This window comes from Acinetobacter piscicola (assembly GCF_002233755.1).
GTDB lineage: Bacteria > Pseudomonadota > Gammaproteobacteria > Pseudomonadales > Moraxellaceae > Acinetobacter > Acinetobacter piscicola.
The window spans coordinates 15,993-31,528 of sequence record NZ_KZ268709.1; the positions used below are offsets into that span (position 1 = coordinate 15,993).

9 protein-coding genes are annotated in these 15,536 nt (G+C 38.7%); 5 read left to right on the forward strand and 4 right to left on the reverse strand.

All coding sequences use genetic code 11. From position 1 onward, the window contains the following. Positions 1 to 25: 25 nt before the first annotated feature. The 3 genes from CDA10_RS04315 to CDA10_RS04325 all read right to left on the reverse strand — a co-directional run bounded on the left by CDA10_RS04315 (position 26) and on the right by CDA10_RS04325 (position 6,396). Positions 26 to 1,618 (reverse strand): peptide chain release factor 3, encoded by a 1,593-nt coding sequence (locus CDA10_RS04315; RefSeq protein WP_089604264.1) that lies wholly within the window; start codon positions 1,616 to 1,618, stop codon positions 26 to 28. 314 nt (positions 1,619 to 1,932) lie between these two features. Further along, positions 1,933 to 4,002, reverse strand: a complete 2,070-nt coding sequence (locus CDA10_RS04320) for an EAL domain-containing protein (protein WP_089604265.1) — start codon at positions 4,000 to 4,002, stop codon at positions 1,933 to 1,935. Between the two features lie 210 nt (positions 4,003 to 4,212). Further along, a complete protein-coding gene (locus CDA10_RS04325) occupies positions 4,213 to 6,396 on the reverse strand; it encodes a carboxy terminal-processing peptidase (RefSeq protein WP_089604266.1) in 2,184 nt (727 codons plus the stop codon). A 196-nt stretch (positions 6,397 to 6,592) separates the two neighbouring features. Here CDA10_RS04325 and nagZ point away from each other — a divergent pair, with 196 nt between their 5' ends. Then, entirely contained in the window at positions 6,593 to 7,612 is a 1,020-nt protein-coding gene (gene nagZ / locus CDA10_RS04330; RefSeq protein ID WP_089604267.1) for a beta-N-acetylhexosaminidase, read from the forward strand. A gap of 86 nt (positions 7,613 to 7,698) precedes the next feature. Beyond that, positions 7,699 to 8,562 carry a class I SAM-dependent methyltransferase gene (locus CDA10_RS04335; RefSeq protein WP_089604268.1) on the forward strand — a complete coding sequence of 288 codons (864 nt, stop codon included), beginning with the start codon at positions 7,699 to 7,701 and terminating at the stop codon, positions 8,560 to 8,562. A gap of 247 nt (positions 8,563 to 8,809) precedes the next feature. Here CDA10_RS04335 and CDA10_RS04340 read toward each other — a convergent pair whose 3' ends face one another. Continuing rightward, positions 8,810 to 10,141, reverse strand: a complete 1,332-nt coding sequence (locus tag CDA10_RS04340) for an alpha/beta fold hydrolase (RefSeq protein ID WP_089604269.1) — start codon at positions 10,139 to 10,141, stop codon at positions 8,810 to 8,812. Between the two features lie 302 nt (positions 10,142 to 10,443). On the opposite strand from CDA10_RS04340, the gene CDA10_RS04345 reads away from it, so the two are divergent. The 3 genes from CDA10_RS04345 (at position 10,444) to pta (ending at position 15,486) form a co-directional block, all read left to right on the forward strand. Then, positions 10,444 to 11,709 carry a glutamate-5-semialdehyde dehydrogenase gene (locus CDA10_RS04345; RefSeq protein ID WP_089604270.1) on the forward strand — a complete coding sequence of 422 codons (1,266 nt, stop codon included), beginning with the start codon at positions 10,444 to 10,446 and terminating at the stop codon, positions 11,707 to 11,709. Between the two features lie 370 nt (positions 11,710 to 12,079). Next, on the forward strand, positions 12,080 to 13,297 hold the full coding sequence (locus CDA10_RS04350; protein WP_089604271.1) for an acetate/propionate family kinase: 1,218 nt from the start codon (positions 12,080 to 12,082) through the stop codon (positions 13,295 to 13,297). A gap of 50 nt (positions 13,298 to 13,347) precedes the next feature. Further along, the gene (pta, locus tag CDA10_RS04355; protein ID WP_089604272.1) at positions 13,348 to 15,486 is read left to right on the forward strand and encodes a phosphate acetyltransferase; all 2,139 of its coding nucleotides are present in this window, start codon (positions 13,348 to 13,350) and stop codon (positions 15,484 to 15,486) included. Positions 15,487 to 15,536: the final 50 nt, after the last annotated feature.

Sequence of the window (15,536 nt, forward strand, 5' to 3'; positions counted from 1 at the left end):
CATTTTTAAATGAGTTTATTTAAACTTAGTGCTCTCGCGTCGCACGGAATTGAATATCAGGATAACGTTCTTGCATCAATTGTAGATTTACACGACTTGGTGCAAGATAAGTTAAATGACCACCGCCATCGACTGAAAGTTGGTCATGTGCCTTTTTCTTAAATTCATTGAATTTTTTCTCGTCATCACACGATACCCAACGCACTGTATTGATATTGACGGGCTCGTAAACACAATCCACTTTGTATTCTTCTTTCAAACGATAGGCAACAACATCAAACTGAAGTACACCTACTGCACCAACAATTAAATCATTGTTGATTTGCGGCATAAAGACCTGTGTTGCACCTTCTTCAGAAAGTTCTTTTAAACCTTTTTGAAGCTGTTTAGATTTCAATGGATCTTTTAAACGAACACGGCGGAACATTTCAGGTGCAAAATGCGGAATACCCGTAAAGTGAAGGTTTTCACCTGCTGTAAAGGTATCACCAATTTGAATCGTACCGTGGTTATGTAAACCAATAATATCACCCGGCCATGCTTCTTCAAGTTGCTCGCGCTCACCTGCAAGGAAAGTCAATGCATCACTGATTCGCACATCTTTACCGATGCGCACGTGATTCATTTTCATACCCTTTTCATATTTACCCGAACAAATTCGCATAAAGGCAATACGGTCACGGTGTTTTGGATCCATATTGGCTTGAATTTTGAAAACAAAGCCAGTAAAGCCATCTTCTGTTGCATCTACAGCACGTTCTTGCGTTGGATGTGCTTTAGGTTCAGGCGCCCATTGAATAAACGTATTCAGGACATGATCTACGGCAAAGTTACCCAAAGCTGTACCAAACAATACAGGGGTTTGACGCCCTGCTAGAAATTCATCATGATCCAAAGGATCATTTGCCATTTGAACAAGCTCTAAAGACTCTTCAAATGATGCAAATGCCAATTCTCCAACACGGTCACGTAAGTCAGGATAGTCATAACCATCACGAATTTCGATATCTGTAATCGTCGAACCAAAACCTGCTTTATAGACATAGAATTTATTTTCTAACAGGTTATACACCCCAGCAAAATCACGTCCTGTACCCATTGGCCATGTTAATGGTACACATCTGATTTTTAATACATTTTCAATTTCATCAAGCAATTCTAATGGTTCACGAATTTCACGATCCATTTTGTTGACGAATGAAATGATTGGTGTGTCACGCATACGACACACTTCCATCAATTTAATGGTACGTTCTTCGACACCTTTCGCACCATCAATCACCATCAATGCTGAGTCAACCGCAGTCAATGTACGATAAGTATCTTCTGAGAAGTCTTCATGTCCCGGTGTATCAAGTAAATTGATCACGTGATTTTTATAAGGGAACTGCATTACAGATGTGGTAATCGAAATACCACGTTCTTTTTCCATTTCCATCCAGTCAGATGTTGCTGCACGATCTGACTTACGGCTTTTTACCATTCCCGCAATCTGAATCGCTTTACCCCAAAGTAACAGTTTTTCTGTCATTGTGGTTTTACCCGCATCGGGGTGGGAAATAATAGCGAACGTACGTCGCTGAGCGACCTGAGTCGCTAATTCATTTTGAAAGCTCATGCAAAATACCTACTGCGAACACGCAGTTGTAAGGATCAAAACTGACCCAAATATAAAATTGGCAATATTGTAGCAGAATTACGTCATGCTACGCTGTAATCTTGAAAGTAGTTTTAACTACAGTGCCGAGTGTTCACATTGGTAAATACCTTATTTTCATGTTTCAAAGATTTTTAGCTTTTCAAGCTATAGCGCTGCTTGAGCGGCAACATGATCGTTAGCTTGGTCGTTTTGTGTAGAATCCAGTATTACATCTAAAATCATCTGTAATCTGAATTCGATAACCTAAAACCATTCAACTCATGATTTTTAAATCAAGCAAATACAGGGTAACACGATTCCAAACGGTCTACAGGTAAAGGCATACCGAGCAAATAACCTTGTAGTTGTTGGCAACCTAAACGTTTTAAAATTGCAGCCTGCTGTTCCGTTTCTACACCTTCTGCTGTGACCACTAATCCTAAACGGATAGCTAGCTGAATAATACTTTCTAATATAATTTCTTCTTTTGAACCCACGCTTAAATTACGAATAAATTCACGGTCTATCTTCAACTCATCCACGGGTAAATCTTTTAAATATAAAAAGCTTGAATGCCCTGTTCCAAAATCATCAATCGCTAATTTAATACCTAAATTTCTTAATTTTTCAAATGTTTGAATACTGCTTGAAATATGGTGCATTGCCGTCGATTCAGTAATTTCAATAATCAAATTACCACTTTTAACATTATACTTTTTAATCAGCTTTTCTAATGATTCAATCAAATGTTTATGTTCAAATTGCACTGCCGAAAGGTTAACGGCAATTGGTCCAAATGCATATTGCTTCTCTCCCCACTCTCGCATTTGCATACATGCCTGCTCTAATGCCCAATAACCCATCCGAATAATTAAGCCTGTTTGCTCAGCACCTTCTATAAACATACCAGGTGCAAGCAAACCTAAAGTTGGATGCTTCCATCGAATCAATGCTTCAACACCACAAATCTGATAATCCGCAGTAAACTTAGGTTGATAAAATAATATAAATTGCTGATCTTCAACAGCTTTATAAAGATCATTGATCAGTTTGGATTGACTTCGACTGAGAAGCTGCTGATCAGAAGAATTACTATAAATACTAAAAGTATTTCGCCCTTGCTCTTTAGATTGCATCATTGCTGAATCTGCATTGATCAATAAATCTTGCAAACTCTTTCCATTATCAGGAAAAAATACGATACCAATACTTGCAGAAATATTGATTTCTTTACCAGAGATCTGAAAACTATCTTGAATTTTGTGTAATACCAATTCAGCAATTTTTTCAGTTTGAGTTTTATTGACACTTTCTGCAATCAGAATAAATTCATCACCACCAATCCGAATCAGCTTTTGTCCTTGTTCTAAGAGTGGATATAAACGTTGTGCTAACTTAACCAGTAACTCATCACCAACGTGATGCCCAAATGCATCATTCACGGACTTAAAGCGGTCTAAGTCAATATAAATCAACGCAATTTTAGATCTTTTTTCTTTACTCTCTAAAAATAAAGCATCTGTATATTCAACTAAAAATAAACGATTAGGTAATTTGGTTAAATTGTCTTGAAGTGCCAAACTTTCAAGTTCTTTATTGACTTGTAATAGTTGTAAATTCCGTTCTTCCAAGCGTTTTTCTAAAATCGCAACACTGAATGCAGAAACCAAGACTAAACTGGTAACAAAAATAATGGTAAAGAGCAGGATGTCTTGCCTCTCTTGAATGTGCTGTGTGACATACACAATATCGCCGACTGAATAAAATGTCGCAGAGGCCATACCAGTATAATGCATACCGACAATACTAAAAGCGATCATAAATGAAACGGCGATTTTATAAAGCGCCTTATGATGGAAAGTATTTTTATATTTGAAAGCAAGCCAGAAGGACAAACCCGCACCGCTAATTGCGATGAGAACAGAAAATACCACCAATGGAATATTGTAGTAAACCAATTGGTCAGGAACATTCAACCCTAACATACCAACATAGTGCATTCCAGAGACACCTAACCCCATTAACACAGCACCTAGAATCAAACGCACAATAGGCAAAGTATCACGTGTGGTTAGCCAAACGGCAAAAGTTGAAGCAATTGCAGCAATAACATAAGAAATGATGGTCAGACTAACATCGAATGAATAACCTTCAGGTAAGTGACAAGCAAGCATTCCAACAAAATGCATTGCCCAAATTGCGAAACCAAACAGCATTCCACATACACACATCATCAATTTTTTTATATGCGTAGTTTGTTGTTTAAATATGAGTTGTTCCAATGAAATAGCCACGTAACAAATGATTACTGCAACGCATGCAGAACCTATTACGAGAGTAGTATCATAACCCATATAACTCATAAAATATTTCTTCCCGTAATAAATCTATTTTTGTTATAAGAAGCCCCTAAAATAACGACGCATAACTGCGATCAGGTTCACCTTTTTTAAATATCTTTAGTTCTCCTTAAAATATCACTATCCTATTGAACGTCAAGTTATTTTTGACCAGAATAGATAAAAAAGCATATATTAAATATGCTTTTTAATTTATCTAAATGGTGACTTTAGCTATTTGCTTTTCAAACTTCCCATATCCATTAAAACATTGGCAGCTTCGGTTACAAAAGTTTCTTCTTCAGCCAATGCAGGACGTTGATTCGCCTTCATTTTTGCTCTAGATTCTGCTAAAGCATCTAAGCTCGCCTGATAACTTTCCCAATTTGAATAAGGCTTTAAACCTGTTTCTGCACGGCGCTTATTTTCAGCAGCTAAGGTTTTAGCCTCAAGTGCATGTAGTTCAGCTTTACGTTGATCGATATCTAAAGATGCCTTTTTTTGATCTTTAGCTTGCTGTGCAATCGCTTTACGTGTTTCTAAATATTGAAATTGCGGATCTGCAGCCACACGTACTTTTGACTTCTCACCCAACTGTGTCACATACGGCTGAATTGACCCTTCACGCTTGAATGGTGCAGTTGGAATGGTATCCCATTTCAAAGCATTTTTAGCTTTACGTTCACCAAACTCTTCATCATAAATATCGACCAGTTTAATATCTGGAACTACGCCTTTATTCTGCGTGCTTCCACCAGTAACTCGATAGAATTTACGTTGCGTTAAGGTTGCCTGACCATAAGCTAAACTGTCCAATTGAACCTGAGCCGTTCCCTTACCTGTCGTGGTGCTACCCAAAACAATTGCACGATCATAATCTTGCAACGCAGCAGAATAAATTTCACTAGCTGAAGCAGAAGCCAAATTGACAAGAACAGCCAATGGTCCTGCATAGGTCTGAGCACCACCATCGGTATCTTCAAACACGCTCACATTACCATTACCATCACGGATTTGAACAACAGGTCCTTCTTTGATCACTTGTCCAATCATCTTGGCAACTTCTTCTAAAGAACCACCCGGATTGTTACGCAAATCAATAATAATACCCTCTACTTTTTGTGAAGCCAATGATTTCAAAGCATTATTGGTATCTTCTGCAACAGAACGATATTCAGTTCCTGCTCGACGTGCACGATAGTTTAAATAGAATGAAGGAATTTCTAGCACACCAAATTTATGCTTCACACCATTACGTGTCACATCAACTGTACGTGAACGTACACCTGCATCTTCCTCTTGAATCACATCACGAGTGATCGTAACCACTCTCGCCTGATTCATAGATGCACCTGCAGCTAAAAGTTTGATTGAAACTTTTGTGCCACGCTTACCTCGAATTAATCCGACAATTTCAGAACTAGGCCAACCAATCACATCGACCATTTTGTCGCCATCTTGGGCAACACCGATGATACGATCACCTGATTTTATCTGTCCTGTTTTACTTGCAGGCCCACCATCCACGATGGTTTCAATCTTGGTGTAATCTTCATTACCACGCTCAGGACGAATAGAAACGCCAATCCCTTCCAGTTGTAAAGTCGTTTGGCGATTCAACTCCATTGCATCGACAGGTGGAAAATAGTTACTGTGCGGATCATAAGTCAGTGTCATCGCATTTAAAATGCGCTCTAACACGTCATCGCTTTTAGTACGTCCAATACGTTCTAACTGGCGGGTATAACGTTTTGTTAAAGTCTGAACTGGGGTTAAATCTTCAGATGATGCTAGATCTTGTCCATTTGCTAAAGTAGGATCATCTTTCAAGGCTTTCTGTTTGGCCTGATCTTCTTGCTTGGCAATGGTCAAGTTAATTAATTGCGAAACCAACATCTTACGCCAATAATTTTGTAGTTCGTCCTGACTTGTAAAGAAAGCAGCTTTTTCACGATCAGTGTCAATAAACTCATTTGGCTGATGTAAGTTTTGCGTTTTCTTAAGTTCAGCTAACTCAAATTCATAAAACTGCTTTAATCGTGCACGATATTGCGCATGAATTTCATACGGCGCTGATAAATCACCCGCTTTTAAGGCTGCACCTAATGTAGGGCCATACTTTTTCTTATAGTTTTCAACTTCGGAAGCTAAAAATAACGTGTGCTCAGGATCAAGACTGTCGATATACATTTCTAAAATACGATTTGATGTATTGGCATCTAAACGCATATTTAAATAATGTTGACGGTCAATCAACGTAGCGAGCTGTCGCGTCACCAAAGCCTGCTCTTGCGTAGGACGAATTGACTGAGAAACATTTGTAGCATTGGTTTCAGCCATTGCCTGATTGATGGTATGCGAAAAAAATAAACCACCAGTTGCCAGAGCTATAGCGCAAGCGAGAGTTTGAAGTTTCATAAATTCTTAATATTTCCTTGGGTTTTCCAATTTCTATATCGTTTTTCAATCTGAACTCAACAGTTTCAAGATCTTAAACGACTTTATCTGTTTATGTTGTGTAGTTTTATCATAATCTGTGCAGACTAAATGTAGCAAATCATTGCAGAAATCAGGTATTGTTTCTAGGTTTCTATAAATACAACCACGGATTCTTATGATCGGCGCATTGATGCTTGATATTGCAGGCACAAAACTTACTCAAGAAGATATTGAACTATTACAGGCTCCGCAAGTCGGCGGCATGATTTTATTTTCAAGAAATATAGAATCACCTGCTCAAGTCCGTGCTTTAACTGATCATATGCGCCAAATTCGCCCAGATATTCTGATCGCGGTAGATCAAGAAGGTGGTCGCGTACAAAGACTCAGAACAGGTTTTACACTTCTTCCAGCCATGGGACATTTTGGTGAACTTTACTTAACGCAACCTGAAAAAGCTTTAGATTTAGCTGAAAAATGTGGTTGGTTAATGGCCATCGAAGTGCTTGCAGTTGGTATTGATTTTAGTTTTGCTCCTGTTTTAGATATTAATGCAATTAGCGATGTGATTGGTGATCGTGCATTTGCAAAAAATGTGCAAGATATTGTGCCACTTGCAAGTGCATTTATGACAGGTATGCAACGTGCAGGTATGGCAACCACAGGAAAACATTTTCCTGGTCATGGCTCTGTCAAAGCAGATTCACATGTTGCCGCAGCCATTGATCACCGTGAATATCAAGAAATTTATAACAATGACATGCAAAGCTTTATTCAATTGCAATCTCAACTGAATGCGCTCATGCCAGCACATGTGATTTATGCAAAAGTTGATCCAAATCCAGCAGGTTTTTCACCCTATTGGATTCAAAAAGTATTACGTCAAGAATTGAAGTACGATGGTGTACTCTTCTCAGATGATTTGAGTATGCAAGCGGCTTGTGTTGCAGGTCATGCTGATGCGCGTATCCGTGCTGCTTTAGATGCAGGTTGCGATATGGGCTTGGTGTGTAATGATCGTGAGTCTGCATGCATCGCATTGACTGGTATTGAAAACTTACCACTCCCCAACCAAGAACGTTTAGAACGTATGCGTGGTAAAATTCCAAACATTCAGATCGGTGAACAACTTGATTTAGGAAATGAATGGCAATCTGTCAGAAAAGTCATTGAAGATTTTAAAAATTCCCTTTAAAAAGAACAGGAACACTTCGGTGTTCCTTTTTTGATGTTCATTATGAATTGTAATCAAAATTAGAAAAACAAAAGTTAAGGATAACTATGTCAGATACCTCAGAACAACAGCTTTCTAAACATCGCCATATTTCATTTACAGCCCATTACACAGGTTATATTTGGTATCAAATGGGGATTTCTCATCCTTTACTTGCAACATCTAAAGGTAAGACTTTAGCTATGATTGCGCATCCAATTGAAAGTTGGGGTGAAAAATATGTGGGAGGCAGTATGCGTACCACACTCAAAGAACGCCACACCATGCTGGATGAACACCTAAAACAACTGATTGCAGAATCTCCAGACTTACAAGTTTTAGAAATTGCTGCGGGGCTATCCCCTCGTGGTTGGTGGTTCAGACAACATTATCCAACCATTGATTATCGTGAACTTGATTTGCCTGATATGGCGAAAACCAAACAAACGGCACTGAAACAAATTGATGTACAAAGTCCAGATGTACTTTCTGTCGATCTATTTACAGCAGATTTTCAAAAGGCTTTTGAGGTATTTGATACCAATCGCCCGCTTGTGGTCATCAGTGAAGGCTTGATTAATTATTTTAACAAAGATCTTTTACAACAATTGATTCAATCCATTGCACATTATGGAAAAGACTTTAAAGCGTTGCATTATTTAACTGATTTATACCCTGAACCTGTCAAAAACAAACTGGCAAAGGTCATTTGGAACAGCAGCAAACTGTTAAAAGTGATGTCACGTAGTGCTTTCAGTTTTCACTTTATTAGCCCTGAAGAAGTAAGAAATTTTATACAACAGGCAGGTTTTAGTACTGTTAGAGTGATTCAACCCAGTCTTTACTTTCATCAAGATACTACAGACTTAAATCCTGAAGAACATTTGGGTGACTTGGTTTGGATGATTGATGCTCAGTTGCAAGGCGACTGAGATACTTGGAAAGAAAAAACAGTTATTTGACTTACTGCTAGTCAGTTAAGCATTTTTAAATCCTCCCCAACCCTCCTTTTTCAAAGGAGGGAGTATCGATAATCTAAAATTATTTTAAATTCTCAATAGTTCCCCTCTTTTTTAAAGAGGGGTTAGGGGAGATTCTTAGATGAGTAACTACCAAATTACTCTTAGCTGACTGGCATTAGTCAATTGACTGGTTTTTTGTGCCACTAAGCTTGTTAGATCAAACGATCTCTTCTACTTGATCTTCTTGAGTCTGACGTGCCACAAAACGCAACAAACGATCTGCATTTTCAAAACTACCATGCTTAAACAATGCTCGCACACCTTGTTCAGACGTTTCAAAAATTAAGCATTCAATCGCAAACTCGCCTTCATCATCACTTAAATTCAGCGCCAAATCACGTGGATGATCATTCACAAAAGTTAAATCGTCTTGATTATTCAACTTCATCCATAAACCAAAATAGTTTAAATCGACGATTTCAACATTTACAACTTGCTCAGAATGACGATGCGTCAACTGACGTTGTGATTGCAACACTTGAATACGTGCTTCGCCACGACGTTCTAATTTTTGCATGTCTTCACGTGTCAAATTGATGATGCCATCTAGACCATGAATCGACTCACCTTTTAAATAAGTGGTAAACAAAGTCATGGTTTCTTTACGACGTTGCAATTGTGGCACATGATCTGCATTGGCAATCATGGCAAACTGCATATCTGGGCACTGCAAAGCAAAATGTGCGTTTTCATGTGGCAGTGTAAAACTGTCGTATTGACCACATGCAACCAGTGTATCTGTTTGTGGAACAGGAACATGATTTAAACGCAATAAGCGATTGCAATTAATTTCATAACGTTCTTGCTCAGTATTTGAAAACTCAGCCATTTGTTTGAAAAACAATCTTTTCGCTGTCGGCGACATCCGAGTTTTATCAAGCTTGGCATGATTAACTAAATAGAGAATAACCGCTTGACCAAACTCATCCATGCGCTGCTCTTTCATGAGCATCAATGATTCTTCTAACAGCATGCGCCAACTCTTACGAGTCTCTTGCATCACGCCCATGAGAATCATTTTTTCGACAAGTTCAGAACGCTGATGTGCGAAAAAAGAAGCAATCACTGAACCTAGTGAAATACCCACCACATCGACTTTCGCAATTCCAACAATGTCTAACCACTCACCGAGCATACAAGACAAATCAGGTAATTCTAATGTGCCTGCTGATCGACCGGTATCTACATTGGTGATTTGCTGATTTGCACCCATCGATGGCAAATCAATCAGAATGACGGGCCCACTTTCAAAGAACTGTTCAACACAATACTTATAAGAGTTAAAATTTTGAAATGCGCCCCCTACAATCACAATAGGGGTATTGTGAATCGTCTTAGGATCCGCAATGGCCATATATTCAATTTTCCAACCATCGATCCATGTGGTACGAGGAGGTTGTTTAAAACTGTGTTTGTGATATAGATCGAAAAAACCAAAACTTGTAAAAGATTGGTGTGATTCATTGTCCATTTGGATAATGGAATTCATATCCTTCCTCCATCCCTGCTTTATTCTTTTAATATGCAAGATAGTTTAACTCACATTATTATCGCTAATAGCAATACAAGTTGTGTTTTGTATTACGTCAATATCCTTATTGTTTCATTCTATACAGATGTGTGATTTATACGCAATCGCTAAATTGACCGCTCATCTAGTTTAAAGAGCAAAAAGATTGCAAAATATTTACATGTCCTATTTTAAGCCGCTTTATTTCAGCGCAATACTTCCTTGCTCGTGCATAGACTGTTACTATCAAAGAGATATTTTTAGTGATCAAATAAACCGCTATGCAAGATTCTATTGAACAGTATATGCAAACTGTAGGAAAACAAGCTCGCCAAGCTGCTAGTATTTTGGCTGGTTCAACTACACTTGTAAAAAATAATGCCTTATCTGCTATTTATACTGCTTTAAAAAATAGTGAACCCCAAATTTTAGCTGCTAATCAAATTGACATGACCAAAGGCCATGAAAATAACTTGGATAGTGCTTTACTTGATCGCCTTGAACTCAACCCCACACGTTTTAAAGAGATGCTGCAAGGCTTAAAAGACGTCATTGGCTTGGTTGACCCGATTGGTGAAATCACCGATTTGGCTTATCGTCCAACGGGCATTCAAATTGGTAAAATGCGCGTACCTTTAGGTGTGGTTGGCATGATTTATGAGTCACGTCCAAACGTTACACTTGAAGCAGCATCTTTGGCGTTGAAATCTGCCAATGCAATCATTCTGCGTGGTGGTTCTGAAGCATTAAATTCAAACCAAGCCATTGCTCAAGCGATTCAACATGGTTTAAAAACGGTTGGTTTACCTGAAACATGCGTACAAGTAATTAACACCACTGACCGTGCTGCTGTGGGTCAATTGATTACCATGTCTGAATATGTAGATGTAATCGTTCCACGTGGTGGCAAAGGCCTGATTGGACGTATTACCAATGAAGCAACCATTCCAGTGATTAAACACTTAGATGGTAACTGCCATGTCTTTGTTGAAGCTCAAGCTGATTTACACAAAGCCCTTCCAATTGCATTAAACGCAAAAACACACCGTTATGGTGTTTGTAATGCAATGGAAACGCTATTGGTAGATGAAAAGATTGCTGAAGAGTTTTTACCGCGTATTGCAGAATTATATGCTGAAAAACAAGTTGAACTCCGTGGTTGCTTAAAAGTTCAAAAAATCTTGGGTACTACAGTCAAACCTGCAAGTGAAGAAGATTGGTATGAGGAATATCTAGGGCCAATTTTAGCTGTGAAAATTGTTTCAGGAATTGATGAAGCCATTCAACATATTAATAAGTATGGTTCACATCATACTGATGCCATTATCACTGAAAACTTCAGCCTAGCACGTCAATTCCTAACACGTGTCGACTCAAGCTCTGTGATGGTCAATGCTTCGACTCGTTTTGCAGATGGTTTTGAATACGGTCTAGGTGCTGAAATTGGTATCTCTACAGACAAAATTCATGCACGTGGTCCTGTTGGCTTAGAAGGCTTAACCTCTCAAAAATGGATCGTTTTAGGTGATGGTCAAATTCGCCAATAATTCAGTCTAAAAAGCTCCATTTGAACTCAGTATTTATACGTGTAAATACTGAGTTTTTCTTAGTCTGTCCCATCACATATGCAAATTAACAATTTTGAAATCAACACTTACAAGAAACTGTATTTTGCAGATAGATAAAAATAGTGATGAGTGCTAATTTTTACTTATTAAATGAATAATCAACTGATAAATATTAGGTATTAATCATTTTCAGGTCGATAGTTCTAAAGTCTAATCACCTAAAGTCTAGCTAGGACAAAAAATCTACACATGGTAAAACATACACACTGATCTCATTTACCCTATTTATAAAAAGTGTAATCAGATCAATCAGGAAGACTTTTCAAATTACAATTTCGGGTATTAAAACGTGTCTACATCAGTATTAGTCATTAACTGCGGTTCTTCATCAATCAAATATGCGCTTATTTCTGAAGATCGTGAAAATCGCATCTTTGGTTTAGCAGAAAACTTAGGTTCTGCTGATGCACGTATTAAAGGAATCACTGCGGGTAATCAACCTCTTGAAATACCGATTCCATACGCCGACCATGAGAAAGCTTTAGAAACGATTTTAGGTCGTTTATCTGAATACAAACCTCAAGCGATTGGTCACCGTGTCGTTCACGGCGGTACAATTACCAAAGCAGAATTATTAACACCTGAAATTATCGAAAAAATTCGTGAAGCTACGCCGCTTGCACCACTACATAATCCTGCGCACCTTGTGGGAATTAATGCAACAATGCGCTTATTCCCAGAATTACCACAAGTTGCTGTATTCGATACCGCATTCCACCAAACCATGCCACCACATGCATATCGTTATGCATTACCTAAATTCCTATATACAGATCATAATGTACGTCGTTATGGTTTCCACGGTACCAGTCATGCTTATGTTTCTGAACGTGGTTCTGAACTTGCAGGCAGCTTCAAACAAGGCGGTTGGCTCACTGCACACTTAGGTAATGGTAGTTCAACATGTGCGATTTGGAATGGACAAAGTGTCGATACCTCTATGGGCTTAACACCGCTTGAAGGTGTTGTTATGGGTACACGTAGTGGTGATGTAGACCCAAGTCTTCACAGTTTCTTGGCTTCAAACCTAGGTTGGGACATCTATAAAATTGACAAGATGTTAAATAGCCAATCTGGTTTACTCGGCCTATCAGACCTCTCAAATGATATGCGTACGCTGATTGAAGCTTCTGAACAAGGCAATGAAGATGCGACTTTAGCGATTGAAGTATTTTGTTATCGCTTGGCGAAATCAATTGCTGCATTAAGTTGTGGCTTACCGCGTATTGATGGTTTATTTTTCACTGGCGGCATTGGTGAAAACTCAGCTTATATCCGTGAAAAAACAGTTGCTTATCTACCTCATTTTGGTTTTGATTTGAGTAAAGATAAAAATAACACCTTAAAACGTGGTACAGAAGGTCGTATCGATGCAGGTCATGGTCCTCAAATTTGGGTGATTCCTACAGATGAAGAAGGACGCATTGCACAAGAAACAGTGTATGTTGTAGAACACGAGGTACAACAGACTGCAAAAAAGTCTAAATCAGATGTTACAACAGCTTAAGTTGTTGTAACTGTTTGTCTTAAAATATCTTTATTGTCCAAGAATAGTCTATGAAAACAATTTTATTGGTTCCTACTGGGGAAGGTGTTGGTTTAACCTCTGCTTGTCTAGGTCTTGTTTATGCATTGGAATGCCAAGGTGTAAAATCAGGTTTTTTAAAACCATTCTCACAAGAGTTAAGCACTGAACCTGACCGCACCACTGCGCTATATCGCCATATCTCTAATTCAGAAACCGTTGAACCGATTTCTTTTGTAAAAATCACTCAGCAATTAAATGCCAATGAAACGGATGAACTCTTAGAAGAGGCTGTCAGCCTGCATCGTCGAGTAGCGAAGTTACATGACATTATTATTGTTGAAGGTCTTGTTCCAACAACACGTGATTCTTTTGCAAGTGATTTAAACGCTTCTTTGGCACAAGCTTTAGATGCGAAAGTCATTTTTGTCAGTAATGCAGATATTCACAAACCTGAACAAACTGCTGAAAAAATCGAAACTCAATTGCGTAACTTTGGTGGTGCATCTTCATCACGTAATGCGGGCGTTTTGCTCATGCGTACTCGTGGTTTACCCGCTGATTCTGCACAGATCCCTGTAACCATTGATACCGATCTGCGTTTAGTCAATGATATTGAAAAATTCAGTACTGAAATTCAAAAAAGTCATCCATACATTGGTTCTGCGAAATTACCGATCATCGGTATGGTACCGTTCAGTGATATTTTAAGTGTGCCACGTGTTTCAGACCTTGCGAAACAAATCCAAGCCACATGGATTAATGAAGGTAAAGCAGCGACACGTCGTGTATTACACAGTAGTTTAATCGCTTCCAATATTGAACACGAGCTAGATAAATTTATTGCAGGCGAACTGATTATCAGTGCATCAGATCGTATTGATGTGTTATTGGCGAGTAGCTTAGCCACCAGTAATGGTATTCCCTTAGCAGGTTTGGTATTAACAGAGCATTATGAACCCAATGCTTTAGTACTTGAATTCTGCCAAGCAGCGATTAAAAATGGTTTACCTATTTTACACACCCCTCTCAGCACCTTTGAAACTGCACAAAAGCTTTCAAATTTGAGCAATGAAATCCCTGTTGATGATATCCAACGTGCTGATCAAGTAACACGTTTCGTATCTAGTCATATTGATCCCGTTTGGTTGACTCAAATGCTCAATGGTGATTACAAACCACGTTTATCTCCTTCTGCGTTCCGTCATGAATTAGTACAAAAATCAATTGCTGCGAAAAAGCGTATTGTACTGCCGGAAGGTGATGAGCCACGTACTGTTCAAGCTGCTGCAATCTGCCAGTCACGTGGTATTGCTCAATGTGTTTTATTGGCAAAACCTGAAGCCGTGATTGAAGTTGCTAAAGCACGTAATATTGAATTGCCTTTTGATTTAGAAATTATTGATCCAGACCTGATTCGCGAAAATTATGTCACTCAAATGGTTGAATTACGCAAAGGCAAACTCAACGAACTCCAAGCTCGTGAACAACTTCAAGATACTGTGGTTTTAGGTACCATGATGTTGGCGCTTGATCAAGTTGATGGTTTAGTTTCTGGTGCAATACATACCACTGCTAATACTGTTCGACCTGCTTTTCAGTTAATTAAAACTGCACCAGACTATTCTTTAGTATCTTCTATATTTTTCATGCTGTTACCAGATGAAGTTTATGTCTATGGTGACTGTGCGATCAATCCTGATCCTGATGCAGAACAGTTGGCGGAGATTGCCATCCAATCCGCTGATTCAGCAAAAGCTTTTGGCATAGACCCTCGTATTGCCATGATTTCTTATTCAACAGGTACTTCTGGCGCTGGAGCAGAAGTTGAGAAAGTTGCCAAAGCAACTGAAATTGCGAAACAACGTCGTCCTGATTTACTCATTGATGGCCCGCTTCAGTATGATGCTGCTTCGGTTGAAAGTGTGGGACGCTCTAAAGCCCCTGACTCTAAAGTTGCAGGTCGTGCCAATGTATTTATTTTCCCGGACCTCAATACAGGAAATACCACTTACAAAGCGGTTCAGCGTTCTGCCAATGTAGTGAGTGTAGGCCCAATGTTGCAAGGTTTAAATAAACCTGTAAATGATTTGTCTCGTGGTGCTTTGGTCGATGATATTGTCTTTACCATCGCCTTAACTGCAATTCAGTCAGCACAACAAGAAGTCTAAATCTAAGATTTTCAAGTTGATATAAAAATCATATCAATATAAAAAGCCAT

Coding starts and splice junctions, on each gene's coding strand:
- nagZ (WP_089604267.1), top strand. CDS start 6,593: ATGATCGGCGCATTGATGCTTGATATTGCAGGCACAAAACTTACTCAA.
- CDA10_RS04315 (WP_089604264.1), bottom strand. CDS start 1,618: ATGAGCTTTCAAAATGAATTAGCGACTCAGGTCGCTCAGCGACGTACG.
- CDA10_RS04320 (WP_089604265.1), bottom strand. CDS start 4,002: ATGAGTTATATGGGTTATGATACTACTCTCGTAATAGGTTCTGCATGC.
- CDA10_RS04325 (WP_089604266.1), bottom strand. CDS start 6,396: ATGAAACTTCAAACTCTCGCTTGCGCTATAGCTCTGGCAACTGGTGGT.
- CDA10_RS04335 (WP_089604268.1), top strand. CDS start 7,699: ATGTCAGATACCTCAGAACAACAGCTTTCTAAACATCGCCATATTTCA.
- CDA10_RS04345 (WP_089604270.1), top strand. CDS start 10,444: ATGCAAGATTCTATTGAACAGTATATGCAAACTGTAGGAAAACAAGCT.
- CDA10_RS04340 (WP_089604269.1), bottom strand. CDS start 10,141: ATGAATTCCATTATCCAAATGGACAATGAATCACACCAATCTTTTACA.
- pta (WP_089604272.1), top strand. CDS start 13,348: ATGAAAACAATTTTATTGGTTCCTACTGGGGAAGGTGTTGGTTTAACC.